The 21231-nt window shown below is 73.0% G+C and carries 5 protein-coding genes; 2 read left to right on the plus strand and 3 right to left on the minus strand.

Annotated elements, in window-relative coordinates:
• Window positions 1–42 precede the first annotated feature (42 nt).
• Window positions 43–720: an O-methyltransferase gene (locus ACMTAK_RS42580; protein WP_413811077.1), complete on the plus strand. Its 678-nt coding sequence runs from the start codon at window positions 43–45 to the stop codon at window positions 718–720.
• A gap of 77 nt (window positions 721–797) precedes the next feature.
• Here the strand turns inward: ACMTAK_RS42580 and ACMTAK_RS42585 are convergent, their stop codons facing one another.
• Window positions 798–2090 (minus strand): carboxymuconolactone decarboxylase family protein, encoded by a 1293-nt coding sequence (locus tag ACMTAK_RS42585; protein ID WP_413811078.1) that lies wholly within the window; start codon window positions 2088–2090, stop codon window positions 798–800.
• Window positions 2091–2521: 431 nt separating this feature from the next.
• Between ACMTAK_RS42585 and ACMTAK_RS42590 the strand changes: the two genes are divergently transcribed.
• The gene (locus ACMTAK_RS42590; protein WP_413811079.1) at window positions 2522–16216 is read left to right on the plus strand and encodes a type I polyketide synthase; all 13695 of its coding nucleotides are present in this window, start codon (window positions 2522–2524) and stop codon (window positions 16214–16216) included.
• A gap of 102 nt (window positions 16217–16318) precedes the next feature.
• On the opposite strand, the gene ACMTAK_RS42595 is transcribed toward ACMTAK_RS42590, so the two are convergent.
• Together ACMTAK_RS42595 and ACMTAK_RS42600 are read right to left on the minus strand one after the other, a co-directional pair.
• The gene (locus ACMTAK_RS42595) at window positions 16319–17686 is read right to left on the minus strand and encodes a protein kinase domain-containing protein (protein WP_413811080.1); all 1368 of its coding nucleotides are present in this window, start codon (window positions 17684–17686) and stop codon (window positions 16319–16321) included.
• A gap of 102 nt (window positions 17687–17788) precedes the next feature.
• The gene (locus ACMTAK_RS42600) at window positions 17789–21214 is read right to left on the minus strand and encodes a protein kinase domain-containing protein (RefSeq protein ID WP_413811081.1); all 3426 of its coding nucleotides are present in this window, start codon (window positions 21212–21214) and stop codon (window positions 17789–17791) included.
• Window positions 21215–21231 lie beyond the last annotated feature (17 nt).

The raw sequence follows: 21231 nt of genomic DNA on the forward strand, positions 1-21231 counted from the left end.
AAGACCAGAGAAGCCAGAGAAGCCAGAGAAGATGGATGACGCATGGCGAACCAGGTAGGTCTCCCGGCCGCGCTCTCGGAGTACATCCGGGAGTTCTCCCTGCGGGAGGACGCGGTCCTGCGGCAGCTGCGCGAGACGACGGCGGAGCTTCCCGCGGGCACCGCGATGCAGGTCATGCCCGAGGAGGGCCAGCTGCTGACGCTGCTGGCCGGACTCACCCCGGCGAAAAGGATCCTGGAGATCGGCACATTCACCGGATACAGCACCCTGTGCCTGGCCCGTGCGCTCGCGCCCGGCGGTCAGCTGGTCACCTGTGACATCACCGACCGCTGGGCAGGCATCGGCGCCGACTACTGGGCCAGGGCGGGCGTCGAGGGGCGGATCGACCTGCGTGTCGGTGACGCGGCCGACACCCTGAAGGCGATCCTCGCGGAGGAGGGTCCCGGCACGTTCGACTTCGTGTTCATCGACGCCGACAAGCAGGGCTACCCGCACTACTACGAGATGGCGCTGACGCTCCTCGGCGACCGCGGCCTGATCGTGGTCGACAACACCCTGTTCTTCGGCAGGGTCGTGGACCCCGAGGCGCAGGACGTCGACACCGCCGGGATCCGCGCGTTCAACAAGCTGGTCCACGACGATCCGCGGGTGGAGATGTCGCTGGTCCCCATGGCGGACGGCATCACGCTGATCCGCAAGAAGTCGCCCGCGGGCGAGTGAACGGGCCAGTGGGTGAGTGAAGGCGGGCCGGGCCGTCGGCCCCGGCCCGCCTCAGCCGTCCGCGGGGGCTTCCCCGCTCAGGTGACCACCCTCGGTATGTACGCCGCCTGGGACCCGTCGGAGAAGCGGCGCAGTTCGACGCCGTACACCTCGGCGGGGCGGAGCTGCTGGCCGAGGAACGAGATGACCCGGTTGAATTCGGGCGGGAATTGACTGGCCACAATGACCATACGGAGCCTGCCCAGGGCCAGATTCGCCTCGATCGTGCGGAGGAACGAGCCCTGGTCGATCGGATAGCCCATCTCCTCCAGCAAACCGTCCGCGGTGTTGTCCTGCAATTGCGCGGTGTACTCGAGCGAGCGCTGCAGTATGTGGAGCGGCCAGTGCCGGGCCCCACTGCCCGCGTAGTCGAGAATTTTGGACAGGGCGCTGTGCGCGTTCCAGGTGTCGTGTGGTTCCACCACTTCGGCGAGAATCGGGACACCTGTGGAATCGGCGAACAGATGGGTGGCGCTGAAGGAGTAGCCGTCCGTGTCCGGCATGATGTCCGAGGAGTTCCTGCGGATCAGCAGGAGCGGCGAGCCGGCCTCGGGGGCCTGCGTGGCCGTGGACATCAGGTCCGGATAGCGGACGAGGATCTCATGAAGTGGCGGCTCGGGGTGGGCCGCCGAGGGTGTGAGCTGCGAGAGCCCGGTGTCGTTCTGCAACACGATGCGTCGGTTCCATGTCTCGGCGCCCGATCCCGGAAGCGACTCGCGCGGGCGGGCATGCCTGCCGGAGGTCATCTGCCCCGGGTCCGCCGGCAGCAGCGCCGGACGCTCCATCCAGCTGTCGACCGGAACCAGACAGGAATTGAGGATGAACGCCAGGGTTTTGTAGGTTCCGGCGAGGGCCAGCAGTTCGAGGATCTGCTCCTCGCTGTACTGCTCGGCGAGTTGCTTCCAGGTGCTGTCCGATATCGCCGACTTGGTGTGGAGCTCGTCGACCGCCTTGAGGAGGGCCGCCTCGAAGGGCGTCCAGCCGGTGGCGTCCTCCGAGGCGGCTCGGGCGATCTCCGTCTCGGTCAGCCCGACGAGGAGTCCCGCGGCATGGTGATGCGCCCAGACGTACGCCGCCTGTGAACGCCACGCCGTCCGCAGGATGACGAGCTCGCGCTCGCGCGGCGCGAGGATGTCGCCCGCCACATGCGACATCAGCGGCCACATCGCGGGCAGCAGCGTCGGGTGGTTGGCGATGGTCCGGTGGACGTTCGGCGGCGGCCGGTCCGCGAGGAGCCCGTTCAATGACTGGCCGACCTCCTGGAGGTAGACCTGGCCGGCCGGTGTGACGGCGAAGTCGTCCGCGTCCTGCGGATCGATCCTGGGCCGCATTTCCTCACCCTCGCGCTTGTGTTGTCACGTCGGCGTCCCGACGGACGCGCTGTCGGCTGTCGGGCAGCGGGCAGCTAGACGTTCGGCAGCTCTTTTCGGCTGACCCCGCCCAACGATAGGCGATCGCACGGACTTTCAAACACCGGAGGTCTAGGTGAATTCCCAGCAACCTTCGTGTGCCTCGGGTGACGGTAATGAGGCGGAATGCCTCCATGGCAGGGGAAACAGGCCACGAATAGCCCCAAAGGGAGAGTGACGCCGTGCGCGGGAGGCTAAGGGATTTCTGCCGACCATACGTGTACTGTTTCGCACATTGTTGATCACGGCTTGAAACGGCAATCCGGTGTCGCCGGATTCTCGGAGACCCGGCGTGTGCCAACACTTGCCTTCTCCTGCCCAGCCCGTGAGGACGACGAGGGGGGAGCGGCACCGTGAGCCGACCTGAGTCCATATCCGCTGGCCGAACCCAGCAGCAGGACACCGCCATCGCGGTAGTGGGGCTGTCCTGCCGGCTGCCGTCCGCGCAGGATCCCGCGCGGTTCTGGCAGTTGTTGACCGGCGGGATGAGCGCGGTGTCACAGGTGCCCCCGGGCCGCTGGAGCGACGACGCGGCGGCGGACTCCGGCGAGACCGGGTGGGGCGCCTTCCTGGACGAAGTCGACCGTTTCGACCCCGAGTTCTTCGGGATCTCGCCGCGTGAGGCGCGGGCGATGGACCCACAGCAGCGGCTCGCGCTGGAGCTGGGCTGGGAGGTCCTGGAGGACGCGGGCGTCTTGCCGGCCGGGGTACGGGGCGACGACACCGGCGTGTTCATCGGGGTGACCGCGGACGACTACGGCGTACTGGACCGGCGCAGGGGACCCGCGGCGATCGCTCATCACACCCTGACCGGACTGAACCGCAGCGTGATCGCGAACCGGGTGTCCTACTTCCTGGGTCTGCGGGGACCGAGCCTGGTGGTGGACACCGGGCAGTCGTCGTCGCTGGTCGCGGTGCATCTGGCCTGCGAGAGCCTGCGGCGCGGGGAGTCGGCCATGGCGCTGGCCGGCGGTGTGCACCTCAACCTGGTGCGGGACAGCGCGCTGGCGGCGGCCCGGCTCGGCGCACTGTCCCCGGACGGCCGCTGCTTCACCTTCGACGAGCGCGCCAACGGGTATGTCCGCGGTGAGGGCGCGGGGATGGTGCTGCTCAAGCCACTGGCGAGGGCGCTGGCCGACGGGGACGAGATCTACTGCGTCATCGAAGGCAGCGCGGTGGGCAACGACGGCCCCGGCGCGGGCCTGACCACCCCCGATCCCGAAGGGCAGGGGGCGGTGCTGGCGGCGGCGTGCCGACGTGCCGGGGTCGACCCGGCGGCGGTCCAGTATGTGGAGCTGCACGGCACCGGCACCCGGGTGGGCGATCCGGTGGAGGCGGAGGCGCTCGGCGCGGTGTACGGAGCGGACCGTGCCGCGGACAGTCCGCTGCTGGTCGGCTCGGCCAAGACGAACGTGGGGCACCTGGAGGGCGCGGCGGGCATCGTGGGCCTCCTGAAGGTCGTGCTGTCGCTGCGGAACGGCGAGCTGCCGGCCAGCCTGAACTTCGAGCGGCCCAATCCGCGGATCCGCTTCGACGAGTGGCACCTGGACGTGGTGTCAGCCACCCGCCCGTGGCCCTACCGCGCCGGCCGCGCCCTGGCCGGAGTCTCGTCGTTCGGCATGGGCGGCACCAACTGCCATCTGGTGGTGTCCGCCACCCAGCCGACGCCCGAGGATCCGCCCGCGGACCCGGGCGCGGGCGCGGTGGACGGCGCCCTGGTGGCGGGTGGCGACGTGCCGTGGCCGCTGTCGGGCCGGACCCGGGACGCGCTGCGCGCGCAGGCCGCCCGCCTCGCCTCCCATCTGGCACAGAACGAGCGGCTCGATCCGGTGGACGTGGGCTTCTCGCTGGCCACCACCCGAACCGCGTTCGACCACCGCGCCGTCGTCCTCGCGCCGGACCGGCCGGAGGCCCTGGGCGCGCTGGCGGCGCTGGCCGAGGGCGAGTCCGCGCCGGGCGTGGTGCGGGGAGTGGCCGACGTCGAGGGCCGGACGGTGTTCGTCTTCCCCGGCCAGGGTTCGCAATGGGCGGGCATGGGCGTCCGGTTGATGGCGGAGTCCCCGGTCTTCGCCGAGCGGCTGGCCGAGTGCGCGGCCGCGCTCGCGCCCCATGTGGACTGGTCGCTGCCGGAGGTGCTGCGGCAGGCCGAGGGCGCCCCGTCGTTGGAACGGGTCGATGTGGTCCAGCCCGCCTCCTGGGCGGTGATGGTCTCCCTCGCGGCGGTGTGGCGGGCGCACGGGGTGGTCCCGGACGCGGTGCTGGGCCATTCACAGGGGGAGATCGCGGCGGCGTGCGTGTCCGGTGCGCTGTCGCTGGAGGACGCGGCCCGCGTGGTGGCGCTGCGCAGCCAGGCCATCGCACGCCGCCTCTCGGGGGCGGGCGGCATGCTGTCGGTGGCGCTGCCGCGGGCCGAGGCCGAGGCGCGGCTGGGCCGCTGGGACGGCCGGGTGTCCATCGCGGCGGTGAACGGGCCCGGCTCGGTGGTGGTCTCCGGCGAACTGGAGGCGCTGGACGGGCTGTTCGAGGAACTCGCGGGCGCGGATGTGCGGGTGCGGCGGGTCGCGGTGGACTACGCCTCGCACTCGGCGCAGGTGGAGCGGGTGCGCGAGGAGATGTCGGCCGCGCTGGAGGGCATCGCCCCGCGCCGGGCCGAGGTGCCGTTCTTCTCCACGGTGACCGGCGAGTGGCTGGACACCACCGGTATGGACGCCGGGTACTGGTACCGCAATCTGCGGCAGACCGTCGCCTTCGAACCGGCCGTCCGGGCGCTGCTCGGAGCGGGCCACCGGGTCTTCGTCGAGGTCAGCTCCCACCCGGTGCTGACCCCCTCGGTGCAGGAGGCCATCGACGCGGCCGACGTCCGGGCGATCGCCGTCGGCACACTGCGGCGGGAACTGGGCGGGATGGATCGGTTCCTGAGCTGTCTGGCCGAGGTGTACGTCCGCGGGGTGCCGGTCGACTGGGCGCGGCCGTTCGCCGGGGCCGACCCCCGGCGGGTGGCCCTGCCGACGTACGGATTCCAGCGGGAGCGCTACTGGCTCCCGGAGCCCGCCGGGGGCGCCGCGGCGCCGGACGCGGCTCCGGCCGTTCCGGCGGCCGTGACCGGACACGCCACCGACCGGGAACCGGCGCCGGAGCGTGCGGAATCCGGCAGTGCGTGGACCCGCCCCGGCCTGGGGCGGCTGGTGCGCACGGAGACGGCCGTGGTGCTGGGTTTCGCCTCCGCGGAGCGGGTGAACCCGGCGCGGTCCTTCAAGGAGCTGGGCTTCGACTCGGCGATGACGGTGGAGCTGGCGACCCGGCTGAAGGCCGCGACCGGGCTGCGGCTGCCCCACACCGTGCTGTTCGACCATCCCACCCCCGACGCGTGCGCGGACCATCTGGCCACGGAGCTCACCGGCCCGCCGACCGGCGGCGCCTCGCAGGCGCCCCGCGCCGTACCGGTGGACGACCCGGTGGTGATCGTGGGCATGGCCTGCCGCTACCCGGGCGGGGTGCACTCGCCGGAGGGACTGTGGGATCTGGTGTCGGGCGAAGTGGACGCCGTCTCCGGCATGCCCGCCAACCGGGGATGGGCGCCGGAGATGACGGCGACCGGCAGGCCGGGCGGATTCCTCTACGACGCGGACCGGTTCGACGCGGCGCTGTTCGGGATCTCGCCGCGTGAGGCGGAAGCCATGGACCCCCAGCAGCGGCTGGCGCTGGAGATGAGCTGGGAGGCGGTCGAACGGGCCGAGATCGCCCCGTCGTCCCTGCACGGCAGCCGGACCGGCGTGTTCATGGGTGCGATGGCCCAGGACTACGGTCCGCGACTCAAGGACGGCTCCGGCGCCGCGGAGGGATATCTGCTCACCGGCACCTCGCCGAGCGTGCTGTCCGGCCGGATCGCCTACGCCCTGGGGCTGCGCGGGCCCGCGCTGACCGTGGACACGGCGTGCTCGTCGTCGCTGGTGGCGATGCACCTGGCGGCGCAGGCGCTGCGCAACGGCGAGTGCTCCCTGGCGCTGGCCGGCGGTGTCACCGTCATGTCGGAGCCCGGCATCTTCGTGGAGTTCGCCCGGCAGGGCGGCCTGTCGCCCGACGGCCGCTGCAAGGCGTACGCGGAGGCCGCGGACGGCACCGGCTGGTCCGAGGGCGTGGGCGTCCTGGTGCTGGAACGGCTCTCGGACGCGACCCGGGCCGGCCACCGGGTGCTGGCCGTACTGCGCGGCTCCGCGGTCAACTCCGACGGTGCGTCGAACGGCCTGACCGCGCCCAGCGGAATCTCGCAGCGGCAGGTGATCGGCCAGGCCCTGGCCGGTGCCGGACTGGTCCCGTCGGACGTGGACGCGGTGGAGGGCCACGGGACCGGCACCCGGCTGGGTGACCCGATCGAGGCCCAGGCGCTGCTCGCCGCCTACGGGCAGGACCGGGACCCGGACCGTCCGCTGCTGCTGGGGTCGCTCAAGTCCAATATCGGGCATACGCAGGCCGCCGCCGGTGTCGCGGGCGTCATCAAGATGATCCTGGCGATGCGGCACGGCGTACTGCCGCGCACATTGCATGTGGACGCGCCGTCGTCGCGGGTGGACTGGTCGGCCGGCGCGGTGGAACTGCTCACCGGGCCCACCCTGTGGCCACCGGTCGAGCGGCCCCGCCGCGCGGGCGTGTCGTCGTTCGGGATCAGCGGCACCAACGCGCACGTGATCATCGAGCAGCCGCCGCGGGAGGAGCCCGATGAGACCGCCGAGCGGCCCTCGGGCGCGCCGCGGGCACAGGCCGGGCCGGACGTGGTGCCGTGGCCGGTGTCGGCTCGTAGCGAGTCGGCGCTGGAGGCGCAACTGGACCGGCTGGCCGCGTTCGTGACCCATACCGGCGCGGCGGCCGCGGACATCGGCTATTCGCTGGCGACGACCCGCTCCGAGCTGGAGCATCGAGCGGTCCTCCTGGCCGCGGCGGACCGCACGCCGGACGGCGACGCGCGGCCCGTGAAGGTGGCCGAGGGCATGGCGGGCGACCCCGGCCCGCTGGCGCTGCTCTTCGCCGGCCAGGGCGCCCAGCGGCTGGGCATGGGGCGCGAACTGCACAGCCGGTTCCCGGTGTTCGCGGCCGCGTGGGACGAGGTCTGCGCGCTGCTGGACGGCGAGCTGGAACGGCCGCTGCGCAAGGCGGTGTTCGGCGACGACGCGGAGCTGCTGAACCGCACCGAGTACGCCCAGCCCGCGCTGTTCGCCCTGGAAGTGGCCCTGTACCGGCTGGTGGAGTCGTGGGGGACGGCGCCGGATCTGCTGGTCGGGCATTCGGTCGGCGAGATCGCGGCGGCCCATGTGGCCGGGGTGCTGTCCCTGCCCGACGCGTGCACACTCGTCGCCGCCCGCGGACGGCTGATGCAGGCGCTGCCCGAAGGCGGCGCCATGGTCGCGCTGCGGGCCACCGAGGACGAGGCGGCGGCGCTGCTCACCGGCTCCGAGGACCGCGTGGGACTCGCCGCGGTCAACGGCCCCGAGGCGGTGGTGGTGTCCGGGGAGGCCGACGCGGTCGAGGCCATCGCGGACCGGTTCGCGGCCGACGGCCGCAAGGCCACCCGGCTGCGGGTCAGTCACGCCTTCCACTCCCCGCTGATGACACCGATGCTGGACGGCTTCCGGGCGGTCGTCGAGGGCCTGGCCTTCGGCGAGCCGCGCATCCCGATCGTCTCGACCGTCACCGGTGAGCGGATCGCCGCGGAGCGGATCCGTACCCCCGACTACTGGGTGCGGCACGTCACGCTGACGGTGCGGTTCGCCGACGCGGTCGGCGCCGCGGCGCGGGCCGGCGCGCACACCTTCCTCGAACTGGGCCCGGACGCCACGCTGTCGGTGCTGGCGCAGGACGCCCTGCCCGATGTGGCGCGCGTGGAGGCCGTGCCGCTGCTGGGCAAGGACCGTGGCGAGGAGTCCACCGCGCTGGCGGCGGCCGCCCGGCTGTATGTGCGGGGCGTACCGGTCCGGTGGGCCGAAGTGTTCACCGGGACCGGCGCGCGCCGGGTCGCGCTGCCCACCTACGCGTTCCAGCGGGAGCGGTACTGGACCGCGCCCATCGGCAACGCCTCGGCGGGCGCGGTCCCGGCGGGGCTCGGCGGTGTGGAGCATCCGCTGCTCGGCGCGGTCGTGGAGTTGCCCGAGACCGGTGGTCTGCTGTGCACCGGCCTGCTGTCGGTGGCGGCGCGGCCGTGGCTGGCCGACCATGTGATCGCCGGGCACATGACCTTCCCCGGCGCCGGATTCGTCGAGCTGGCGGTGCGCGCGGGCGACGAGGTCGGCTGTGGTCTCGTCGAGGAACTCACCCTGGACGCCCCGCTGGTGCTGCCCGGACAGGACGACGGTGTGCGGATCCAGGTCGCGCTCGGTGGCCCCGGCGACGGCGGCCGACGCACCCTGGGCATCTACGCGCGGCCCGCCGACACGCCGGACGCGCCATGGACGCGGCACGCCACCGGCATGCTCGCGCCGGGCACGCCCGGTGCCGGTGCCGGTGCCGGTGCCGGGTCGGCGTGGCCGCCCGTGGACGCCGTACCCGTCGACCTCGACGGCTTCTATGAGCGGCGGCGCGAGGCCGGGCTCGCCTACGGACCGGCGTTCCGGGCCGTCCGGGCGGTCTGGAGGGCCGGGGACGAGGTGCTGGCCGAGGTCGTCCTCCCCGAGCACATCGCCCACGAGGCCGATGCCTTCCGCCTCCACCCCGCGCTGCTGGACGCGGCGCTGCACATCGCGTCGTCGACCGGGCTCGACGGCCCCAACGGCCCCAACGGCGGGCGGCCGGCGTCGGCTCGGTCCGAGGTGTCGACCTGGTCCGGGGTGGCCCTGCACGCCGTGGGCGCGTCGGTGCTGCGGGTGCGGATGCGCGCGACGGACGAGGACACGGTCACGCTGAGCGCGGTGGACACCGAGGGCCATCCGGTGGTGTCGGCGCGCGCGCTGACGCTGCGTACGCCGGACGTCCACACCTCGGGGGCCATGGCGGCGCGGCCGCTGCTGCGCCTGGACTGGCTGCCCGCCCCGGTGCCGGACACCGGTGGGCACGACCCCGTGAGCGCCGGGGAGGCGGTGCTGGTCCCGGTCGCGGCGCTGGCCGGTGTGCCGGTGCCGGAGGCGGTCCGTGCGGTCACCGCGTCCGTGCTCGACACGCTGCGGCATCACCTGAACGACGACGACGCGGACGAGACCGGCGGGAGCCGGCCCGCCCGGGTGGTGTTCGTGACCCGTGGCGCGGTGGCCACCGCCGCCGGCACGGCCCCTGACGTGGTGGCGGCCGCGGTGTGGGGGCTGGTGCGGTCGGCCCGGCAGGAGAGCCCCGACCGGTTCGTCCTGCTCGACCTGGACCCCGCGGACACCGGGGATCCGCTGTCGGCCGCCGCCGGGACACTGCGCGCGGCGCTGGACTGCGACGAGCCCGAACTGGCCGTGCGCGCGGGCGAGTTGCTGATGCCTCGGCTGGTTTCCGCCGACGCCCCGGACCCGTCCGCGCCGGGCACCGTATGGGGCGGTGACGGCACCGTGCTGGTCACCGGCGGTCTCGGCGGTCTCGGCGCGCTGGTGGCCCGGCACCTGGTCACCGCGCACGGGGTGCGCCACCTGGTGCTCGTCGGCTGTCGCGGCGCCGACAGCGAGGGCGCCGACGCACTGATGGCCGAACTGGCCGGGCAGGGCGCGCGGGTGACCGCCGCCGCCTGCGACGTCTCCGACCGCGCGGATTTGGCCGCCCTGCTGGCGGCGATCCCGGCCGAGCACCCCCTGACCGGTGTGGTGCACGCCGCCGGTGTCCTCGACGACGGGTTGATCGGGGCACTGACCCCGGACCGGCTGGACACGGTCTTCCGTCCGAAACTGGACGGTGCCTGGCATCTGCACGAACTGACCCGTGACCACGGTCTGACCGCGTTCGTGATGTTCTCCTCGGTGTTCGGTGTCCTCGGCAACGCGGGGCAGGCCGGTTACACCGCGGCCAACGCGTTCCTGGACGCGCTGGCGCGGCGGCGGACCGCGGAGGGGCTCGCCGGCCTGTCCATCGGCTGGGGACCTTGGCCGCAGAGCGGCGGTATGTCCGCCGGGCTGAGCGCCGCCCAGCTGCGCAGGATCGCCGGGGCCGGGCTGCCGACGCTCACCGTCGACCAGGGACTGGCCTGCTTCGACACCGCGGGCGCGGTGGGCGAGGCGTCCGTCCTCGCCGCCCGCGTCGACCGGGCCGCCCTGCGGGCGCGCGGCACCGTGCCCGCCGTCCTCCGTGGCCTGGTCCCCACCGGCGCCGTCCGCCGGGCCGCCGCCACCGGTGGCGGCTCCGGCCTGCTGACCGGGCTGACGGCCGACCGGGCCCGGGACACCCTGCTCCAGCTGGTGCGTGAGCAGGTGGGTTCGGTGCTCGGGGTCGTGGATCCGGTGGCGGCCGGGGGCGGGCGGACGTTCAAGGACATGGGCTTCGACTCCCTGACCGCCGGCCAGTTGCGCAACAGCCTGCGGAAGCGGACGGGCCTGAGCCTGCCCTCGACCCTGATCTACGACCACCCGACGCCGGAGGCCCTGGCCGGTCATCTGTGGACCGAGCTGGGCGGCGAGGCCGACGAGCGGCGGAAGAGCGCCGTACCGGCCCCGATCACGGCAGGCGGCCCGGCAGCCGGGGCAGCCGATCCGGAGCCGATCGCGATCATCGGAATGAGCTGCCGTTTTCCCGGCGGGGTGCGCTCGCCCGAGCAACTGTGGGAGTTGCTGACCGAGGGCACGGACGCCATCTCCGCGCTGCCCGCCGACCGTGGCTGGGACCCGGGCGCGTACCACCCCGATCCGGAGCGGACGGGCACGACCTACTCGGCGGCGGGGGGCTTTGTCGACGGCGCGGCCGAGTTCGACGCCGCGTTCTTCGGCATCTCCCCGCGTGAGGCGGTCTCGATGGACCCGCAGCAGCGGATGCTGCTGGAGCTCACCTGGGAGGCGTTCGAACGCGCCGGGATCGACCCCGCGTCCCTGCGGTCCAGCATGACCGGCACCTTCGTCTCGGCGACCGCGCAGCAGTACGGCACGGGGGTGTCGGCGGACTCCGACGGATACCAGCTCACCGGCACGATCCCCGGCGTGCTCTCGGGCCGTCTGGCCTATCTGTTCGACCTCCACGGGCCGACCGTGACGGTGGACACCGCCTGCTCGGCGTCCCTGGTCGCGTTGCACATGGCGTGCCAGTCGCTGCGTTCGGGGGAGAGCACCCTGGCCCTCGCGGGTGGTGCCACGGTGCTGACCGGCCCCGACCTTCTGATCTCGCTGAGCAGGCACCGGGTCATGGCGCCCGACGGACGTTGCAAGGCGTTCGCCGAATCGGCGGACGGCATGGGCATCGCCGAAGGCGCCGGTCTCCTGGTGCTGGAGAGGCTCTCGGACGCGGTCCGGAACGGCCATCAGGTGCTGGCCGTGGTCCGCGGGTCGGCGGTGAACTCCGACGGCGCCTCCAACGGGCTGACCGCGCCGAGCGGGCCGGCGCAGCAGCGGGTCATCCGCCAAGCCCTCGCCAACAGCGGTCTTTCGGCGTCCGACGTCGACGTGGTCGAGGCACACGGAACCGGCACCGCACTGGGCGATCCGATCGAAGCGCACGCGCTGCTGGCCACCTACGGCCAGGACCGGGGCGGCAACCCGCCGCTGCTGGTCGGCTCGGTCAAGTCCAACATCGGACACACCCAGGTGGCCGCCGGTGTCGCGGGTGTCATCAAGATGGTGATGGCGCTGCGCCACGGCCGGCTGCCGAAGACGCTGCACGCCGCCGAGCCGTCCTCCCGTATCGCCTGGGACTCGGGCGCGGTCGAGCTGCTGACCGAGGCGGCACCGTGGCCCGACCTCGGCCGTCCGCGGCGGGCCGCGGTCTCCGCGTTCGGCATGAGCGGGACCAACGCCCACGCCGTACTGGAGCAGGCCCCGGCGCCCACCGGCCCGGCCCCGGATCCGGTGTGGGACGGGCCGGTGGCATGGCCGCTCGCGGGCAAGTCGGCCGGAGCGCTGCGTGCCCAGGCCGCGAAACTGCTCGCACATCTGGACGCCCACCCGGGGGCGCACCCGGTGGACATCGGGCATTCCCTGGCCACGACCCGTGCCGCGTTCGAGCATCGGGCGGTGCTGGTCGGCGAGGACCCCGCGGCGCTGCGCGGAAGCCTGGCGGCCCTGGCCGAGGGCACCTCGGATCCCGGAGCGGTGCGCGGGACGGCGCCCGAGCGCGGCCCGGTGGTCTTCGTCTTCCCCGGGCAGGACGCGGCGTGGGCCGGGATGGCGGCCGAACTGCTCGATGCCTCCCCCGTCTTCGCCGAGCGCGTCGCCGACTGCGAGGCGGCCCTGGCCCCGTACCTCGACTGGTCGCCCACCGAGGTGATCCTCGGCGAGCCCGGCGCTCCGCCGATCGAGAAGCGCCCCGATGTGCTGCAGCCCGTGCTGTGGACGGTCATGGTCTCGCTCGCCGCCCTGTGGCGCTCGTTCGGCGTCGAGCCCGCTGCCGTCGTAGGCCACTCCCAGGGCGAGGTCGCCGCCGCCTGCGTCAGCGGCGGGCTGTCGCTGGACGACGGCGCCCGCGTGGTGGCGCTGCGCAGCCGGCTCATCCACGAGCGCCTGTCCGGACGCGGCGCGATGATGTCGGCGATGGCATCGCCGGAGCGGATCCGGGAGTTGCTGGACGAGGTGTCCGGCGCGGTGTCGATCGCCGCGGTCAACGGACCGAAGACGGTGACGCTCTCCGGCGATCCGGCCGCTCTCGACCAGGTCGAGCGCGGTCTGTCCGCCGCCAGGATCATGCGATGGCGGCTGGCCGGGGTGGACTTCGCCGCCCACTCGGCGCATATCGACGAGATCGAGGCCGAGTTGCTGGAGCTGCTGGCCCCGGTGCGGCCCCGCCCGTCGGAGGTGCCGTTCTACTCCACGGTGACCGGGGGCCGTCTCGACACCGAAGAGCTGGACGCCGGGTACTGGTGCCGGAACCTGCGGCAGACCGTGTCCTTCGCCGAGACGATGACGGGTCTCCTGCGCGAGGGCTACGGGGTCATGATCGAGGTCGGCCCGCATCCGGCGCTCGCGGTCGGCACCAGCGAGCTCATCGAGAACGCGGGCAGCCCGGCGGTCACCTTGGGCACCCTGCGCCGGGACGACGGCGGATGGGTCCGGGTCCTGCGCTCGCTCGGGGAGGCGTACGCCCACGGCGTGCCCGTCGACTGGACCAGGGTGCTCCCCGGCGGCCGCACGGTGGACCTGCCCACCTACGCCTTCCAGCACGAGTCGTACTGGATCGCCCCGCCCGCCCCGTCCACCTCGCCGGCCGGCACCGCCGAAGGCGCCGACGAGCCGCTGTGGACCGCCGTGGACCAGGGAGACAGCGCCGCGGTCGCCACGCTGATCGGCCTCGAACCCGAGGGCAAGGGCGCGCTCGACTCGGTGCTCCCCGCGCTGTCGGCGTGGCGCAGGCGGCAGGACCAGCACACGCTGGCCGACCTGCGGCGCTACCGGACGGTGTGGACATCCCTGCGCGTCCCCGCCGGCCCCTCACTGACCGGAACCTGGCTGGTACTCACCACCGACTCCATCGACGACACGGACGTGGTGGCCGCGCTGAGCGCACACGGCGCCCAGGCGCGCCGTGTGGTGCTCGACGGGGCCCGCACCGGCCCACAGTCGATGGCCGCACAGCTCGCCGACGTCGGCCTCGACCGGGTGGCCGGAGTGGTGTCGCTGCTCGCGGCGGCCGAGGGGGCGGACAGCGGCGAACCCGCGCTGCCCGCCGGTCTGGCCCTCAGCGTGTCGCTGGTCCAGGCGCTGATGGCGGCCGGGGCCGAGGTGCCGCTGTGGACGGTGACCCGCGGCGCGGTCTCCACCGGCCCGGCCGACCCGGTCCGCGACCCGCGGCAGGCGATGGTTCTCGGACTCGCCAGGACCGCGGCCCTGGAGGCACCGTCGCTGCGCGGCGGGCCGGCCGACCTCCCGGAGCGCCTCGACCCCGAGGCGGCCGGGCGGTTCGCCGCGCTGCTCTCGGCGGACCTGGGGGAGGACCAGGCAGCGGTGCGCTCCTCGGGCGTCCTCGTCCGGCGGCTGGTACGGGCACCGGCACGAGCCGACTCGCCCGGCACCTGGGCGCCCCGTGGCACGATCCTGGTCACCGGCGGCACCGGGGCGCTGGGCAGCCGGGTCGCCCGATGGCTGGCCCACCAGGGCGCGGAGCACCTGGTGCTGATGAACCGGCGTGGCCCCGGGGCACCGGGCGCGGCCGAACTGGTGGCGGAGCTGACCGCGCAGGGGACGACCGCCGAGGTGGTGCGGTGCGAGCTGACCGACAGGGAGGCCGTGGCCGGGGTACTCGACCGGCTCTCGGCAGAAGGCCATCCGGTACGCGCGGTCGTGCACACGGCGGGGACGAGCCCGCTGGGACCGCTCTCCACGGCGGGCCCCGACCACTTCGCCGAGGCGCTGCACACGAAGGTGGCGGGCGCCGCGCACCTCGACCAACTGCTCGACGACACCGGCCTGGACGCCTTCGTGCTGTTCTCCTCGATCTCCGGCGTCTGGGGCATCGGCCACCACGCGGCACAGGCGGCGGCCAACGCGTATCTGGAAGCGCTGGCCTCCCAGCGCCGCGCCCGGGGGGCCCGCGCGACGGCGATCGCCTTCAGCCCCTGGGAGGAGGCGCGCGGGCGGATGAGCGAGCACGACCGCGAGCAACTCCTGCGCAGCGGGATGTCCTTCCTCGACGGCGACCTGGCCCTGGCCGCGCTCGCCCAGGCGCTGCATGAACGGGAGACCGCGCTGACGGTCGCCGACATCGACTGGGACCGCTATCTCCCCGTCATCACCGAGGCCGCGCCCCGCCCATTCTTCAGCGAGCTGCCCGAGGCAGCCAAGCTCACCGAGCCCGAACCCACGAGCGGACAGCGCGACTTCACGGCACGGCTGCGGAGCCTGCCGCCCGCGGAAGCGCGGCGGCTCCTCCTCGACCTGGTGCGGAGCGAGGCCGCGGTGGCCCTCGGCCACTCATCCGGCGAGGCGATCGAGGAACACTCCGCCTTCCGCGACAACGGCATGGACTCGCTCGCCGCCATCGATCTGCGCAACCGGCTTGCCGCCGCGACGGGCACGACACTGCCCAGCACCGTCGTCCTCACCCACCCCACCCCGGCCGACCTGGCCGGCCACCTCCTCGACCACCTCGCCGCGGCGCCGGCCGGGGACCACGGCACCGGCGCGGCCCCGACGACCGACCTGGTCGCCCGCCTCCACCGCGACGCCGTGCGGACGGGCCGCCGGAACGAGGCCAGAACCCTGCTGCTCGACCTCGCCGCCCTCCGGCCCAAGAGCGCCGGGCCCATCCCGTCCACCCTGGACCGGCTCACCACCGGCACGTCACACACCCGTCTGATCTGCGTGGCCCCCATCGTGCCCCTGACCGGACCCGACACCTACTTCACCCTGGCCCAAGTGCTCCCCGACACCTGGGACGTCTCGTGCCTGACGCCCCCCGGCTTCCGCACCGACGAGGCACTGCCCGCCACCCGCGAAGCCCTCGTCGAAGGGCTGGCCCAAGCCGTGACCGCGAGCACCGGCGGTGACACCACCGACCCGGTGATCCTCCTGGGCACCTCATCCGGCGGCATCCTCGCTCACGAGACCGCCCGCCATCTCGCGGACCACGGAACGCCGGTGCGGGCCGTCGTCCTCCTGGACACCTACATCCTGGAATCCCCTGCCGCCCGCGCACTCCAACCCCACCTGTGGCACGGCCTGTACGAGCGCGAGCACCACGCCGACGGCTTCACCGCCACCGACCTGTCCGCCTACGCCTGGATGGAACAGCTCATCCACACCTGGACCCCCGCACCCATTCCCTTCCCGACCCTGCTGCTGCGCGCCTCGGACCCGCTCCCCGCGTCAGACGGGGCGGACCCGGTGCCGCACGACTGGCAGACGGCCCTTCCCCACATCACCACCACCCTCACCACCGCGGGCAACCACTTCACCCTCGTCAGCCAGCACGCCTCCGCCGCAGCCGGCCACATCACCGACTGGCTCACCGGGCTGGAATGAGAGGAACAGCTTCTCCGCGGCCGGATATGCGGTGGCGCCCAGGATGTAAAACCGCTCGAACTCCCTTAGCGCGTTCGGCAGACGCAGGGCGAACCCCCGGGCTCACCGTCCGGCCCGCTCCAGCGCCCCGCGCAGCTCCGCCGCGCTCGCGCAGCCGATCTCGGGGTGCTCCCGCAGCGCCGTGTCGATGACCTCCGCGAGGCGTCGTGGGATGGCCGGGTCGCGGCGGCGGATCGGGATCGCCGGCTCCTGCAGGACGACCTGCCAGGGGTCCTTGGCGCGCGGGAATTCGCGCGGGGTCCTTCCGGTCAGCGTGTGGTAGATGCAGGCGGCAAATGCCCAGACGTCCACGGCGGGGGTGGCCTTGCGGAAGTCGATGACCTGTTGGCGCGGCATGAACATCGGTTTGCCCGCTGTGGTGCCGGTGCGTGTCAGCCCGCTCAGGCCCGCCTGGTCAAAGGCTTTTCCGATGCCGAAGTCCGCGATCTTCGCCGTCGTCGAGCCGTCGGTCTCCCGGTGCAGCAGGATGTTGGAGGGGCTCAGGTCGCGGTGGACGACGCCCTGCCCGTGCGCGTGTTCCAGGCCCTTGAGCGCCTGCACCGCGATGGGCACCGCTTCCTCGACGGGGAGTCGCCCGCCGCGTTCGGCGACGAGTCGGTCCAGGCTGCCGTCGGTGCAGAACTCGGTTGTCAGATAGAAGGTTCCGTATCCGAAGCCCGCGTCGTGCAGCGCGGCTATGTGCGGGTGCTTCATCGCCCGGGTGAGCGCCACCTCGCGCAGGAACCGGGCGCGCGCCGTCTCGCTCGCCGCCACCTTCGGCAGCATCACCTTCAGCGCCACCTCGACGCCGGTGGCCTCGTGCCGGGCCAGGTACACCGCGCCCATCCCACCACGGCCGAGCTCCCGGATCACCGAGTAGCCGCGGATGGCCTTGAGGTCGGCGCGGCCGCCGTGCGCCAGCTCGAGCAGCAGCTTGAGCACGGCGTCGGGCCGGGCCTGACAGGCGGCGCACAACAACTCGCCGGTGCGGCCGCCCGTCTCGTCGCCCAGCTCGCGCTCGCACTTGGCGCAGCGCGCGAGCCTCACCGTGGCGACCTGCGGCCGAGTGATGTCGACGCGGAACACGGTGTCACCGAGGCGGATCCGGTCGCCGTCCTTGAGGTCGTGCTCGGGGTAGGAGTCCGCGGCGGCCTCCTCGGGGGTGAGGCCGCGGCGCCGCTGGCCGATCTTCTCGCCGTTGACGTACGTGCCGTTGAGGCTGCCGAAGTCGCGGATGCGGATGTCCGGCGGGTTGATGTCGAGCAGGCAGTGGTGGCGGGAGACGGTCTTGTGGTCGGAGTCGTCCGGTAGTCGTGGCGAACAGTCGGTGGAGCGGCCGAGGACGCAGGTGGTGCGCTCTTCGAAGACGTACGCGCCGGGCTTGACCCGGCCCTCGACGAGGGTGAGCGTGATGGCGGCCGAGGGCGTCACGGAGGATCGTCTCCTTGTGCGTAGGGGAAGAGCTTCGGGGGACGAGACGGTGAACGTGAGCGTGCCGTCTGCGGCGTCGGACGGTTACGCATCCCGCTCCGCTCAGTTGGCCGCCAGCTCCCAGTCGAGGTCCCAGAGCCGGATGCCGTCGTCTCCCGCCGAGACCAAGTTGCGCAGGTCGGGGGTGAGTTCGAGGTGCCGGATGCGTTGTTGGTGCCCTTCGAGCACGTGCAGGCATCGGCCGGTGGCGACCTCCCACATCCGTACGGATCTGTCGTGGCCGGCCGAGAAGGCGAACCGGGCGTCGGGTGTGAACCGCACGGCGGAGACCCAGCCCTCGTGCCCCGTGAACTCGCGTACGGACCGCCCGGAACCGGCGTCCCACAGCCGGATCGGTTCGTCCTCGGCGCCCGAGGACATGACCTGGTGTGTGGACATGGCCAGGCGGCCGTCGGCGCTCAGGCACGCCGACAGGATCGGTTCCCGGGGGCCGGTCCAGGTCCGCAGGCAGGCTCCGGTGTCGAGATCCCGCAGCCGGACCACGCCGCCTGAGTCACCGACCGCCGCGAGCCGTCCGTCCGCGGACGTGGAGATCACGTTGACCGGGCCGTTCCGGGTGATCGTCGTGACGCAGCGGTCGTCGTCCAGGTCCCATCGGCGCAGGACACCGTCGCCGCCGCCGAGCCAGGCGTACCTTCCGTCGCCGGTGAACATGATGGTCCGCCTCATGTCCCAGTCCGGAGTCAGCCGATGGCACTCGCCGTCCGCCAGTCGCCGCCGAATGATCGCGAGTGGCTTGGTGCCCTCGCACAGGACGTGCCGACCGTCGTCGCTCAACGCCACCCCGCCCACCCTGCCCGGGTGATCGTCGAGGACGTGCGTGCACGCGCCGCTGTCCAGATCCCAGATCCGTACGGTGCCGTCGCTCTGTCCGCTGACGGCGAGCCGGACACCCGCGGCGACACCGATCGCCGTGATGGCGCCGTAGGAGAGGTGGCCGGCGTCCAGTGGCCGCGACCAGGCGGAGCGCAGCCGTACGTGGCGCGCCGAGCGGCCCAGTTCGTGCCAGGCGGCCAGCACCTGGGGGGCGCGCTCGTATCCGGGTATCTCCCGTGCGCGGGTCAGCAGGGCGAAGGCCGACCGGTGTCGGCCGTTCGACATCGCCTGGCGTGCTTCGGTGAGCAGTTCCTCGGCCAGTCCGCCGAGTCGGCTGACCTCCGCGTACTCGCGCGGCTTGATCACATGCGACTCGGCGGCGTATGCGGTATCGGGCAACCGCCAGCGATGCATGGGCAGTTCGGGATGCCCGCCGACGGAAGCGCCGAACCGGTCGTCGCTGTCGGGGAATCCGACGTGGTGCATTCCGTACGCGTGGGTGGTGAAGGTCCGCAGACACCGGCCGCTGCTCAGCTCCCAGAGCTGAACGGTGTGGTCGCCGGTCGTTCCGGACAGCAGCAGCCGCCCACTGTCGGCGAAGGCCAGGTGACTGGCCGCGGCGGTCAGTCCCGTCAACGTACGCATCGTACGGACCCGCTGGCCGTCCCCCACATCCCACAACCGGATCACCCGGTCCTCGCCGGCCACCGCGACCATCCGCCCGTCGGGACTGAAGCACAGCGCATGCGTCGCCGAGCCGGCGGCCAGTACCCGGCACCGGCCATCGGCCACGCTCCACAGCCGCGCCCCGTCCTCCTCGGCGGTGAGCACATGGCGCCCGTCGGCGCTCACCTCGTACTGGGCGCCGTCCAGGTAGTTGGCCTTGAATGCTTCCCCGAGCAACCATTGGCAGGTCCCGGTCCGCGGTTCCCAGACCTGGACGCGCCCGTCCATGCCCTGCCACACACCGATGCGCCCGTCGGCGCTCAACCTGACCGGGCACCCCGTGGGGCGTGCGGCGGAGGGAATGACGCGGGTACACCTGCCCTCCTCAAGATCCCAGAACTGCACCGTGCCGTCGCGGCTCGTGGACAGTGCGTACGAGCCGTCAGGGGTGAGGTCGACGCCGAGCACCTGCGTGCGGTGGCCCTTGACCGCCAACCGCTGTGCGCGGGTCGCCGTGGACCACAGCCGCAGCACGCCGTCCCAGTGGCCGCTCAGCGCGAGGCGTCCGTCGGGAGTGAACCGGATCGGCAGGTGGCCCATCACCTCGTGCCGGGCGAGCAGTTCCACCGGCGCGAACGGCAGCGCGAACGGCTCGCGGAACTCGCGGGTGCCGGTGTGGCGGGCATCGGCCACGGTTCCGGAGGCCGCCACCCGCAGCGCCGCCCGTACGTCGGTGTCGTCGGGCCGTTCGCGCGCGAGGGCGTCGAGCAGGTCGCGTGCCGCCGCGAGGTCGCCGCGTTCGAGGTGGACCCGGGCCAGAAACAGCCGCACCTGCCAGGAGGACGCGCCGGAGCCGCGCGGGATCGCCTCCAACCGGGCGACGAGTTCCCCATCGGTGATCGCCCCCGTACGCCACCGGAACAGGCCACCGTTGTACACGGCCCCGACGTGGTGCGGGTCGACCGCGAGCGCCTGGTCGAAGGCATGCTCGGCGTCGGCGGCCCGGTCCAGGTCGAGGAGCGACAGGCCACGGTTGTTGAGCTCGTCGGCGCGCAGATCGGCGGCCTGCGACGCGGGACGCGGATACGCCGAGCCGGTCGCCTGCTCGTAGATCCCGGTCAGTACATCCGCGATGTCCGCCATCGAGGCCGGCCGGTGGGCCGGGTGCTGCCGCAGGCAGCGCCGGAGCAGGTGGGCGACTTCCGGCGGCGCCGCGACCGGATTCGAGGGATCGGCCAGGTATTCCTCCAGCGCGAGACCCGCGACCGAACCAGCCGCCCAACGCACACCGCCGGTGAACATCTCCAGGACCGAGACCGCGAAACTGTAGACATCGCTGCGCCGCCCGACGTGCTCACCCGCGAGCTGCTCCGGGGACGCGTAGCCGACCGTCATGCCGCCGGACGGCACCAACACGCTGAGACCGGGCGCCGCTTGGAGGTCAGCCGGGGCCGTGGCGGCCTTGGACCGGGCGAGACCGAAGTCGGTGATCTTCGCGGCGCCCGTGCCGTCGAGCAGAATGTTGGCCGGCTTCACGTCCTGGTGCACCAGGTCTCTGCTATGGGCGTGCTCGAGCCCACGGGCCGTTTGGACTGCCGTGTCGAGAACACGGGCGAGGGCCTGCCGCGCATCCCCGGCGTGGAGGCGCCCGTCGCCGATCCACTCGGCCAGGCTGCCGCCGTCGACGTACTCGGCGAACACGCGGGGGATACCGTCGATCACCCGCACGTAATGGCAGGCGCAGACGTTGGGATGGAGCCCGAGGGACACCCACGCCTCGGCCTCCCTGACGAACAGCTCCTGATCGCCGGGGCTCCGGAACAGCTCGGGCCGCGAACTCTTCACCGCCATGTCGATGCCCCAGGCGAGATGCCGTACCCGGTGCACGACGCCCATCCCGCCCCGGCCAAGCTCGCCGATCACCCGGTACCGGCCGTCGACGGTCTCGCCGGTCACCCAAACGGTCGGCGACGTAGGTGCGTTCACTGCGATTCCTCATCGTG

Origin of the sequence: Streptomyces lacaronensis, assembly GCF_047337785.1 — a bacterium.
GTDB lineage: Bacteria > Actinomycetota > Actinomycetes > Streptomycetales > Streptomycetaceae > Streptomyces > Streptomyces lycopersici.

What these genes read in the sequence shown, in the direction of transcription:
- ACMTAK_RS42585 (WP_413811078.1), bottom strand. Translation starts at nt 2,090, where the DNA reads ATGCGGCCCAGGATCGATCCGCAGGACGCGGACGACTTCGCCGTCACA.
- ACMTAK_RS42580 (WP_413811077.1), top strand. Translation starts at nt 43, where the DNA reads ATGGCGAACCAGGTAGGTCTCCCGGCCGCGCTCTCGGAGTACATCCGG.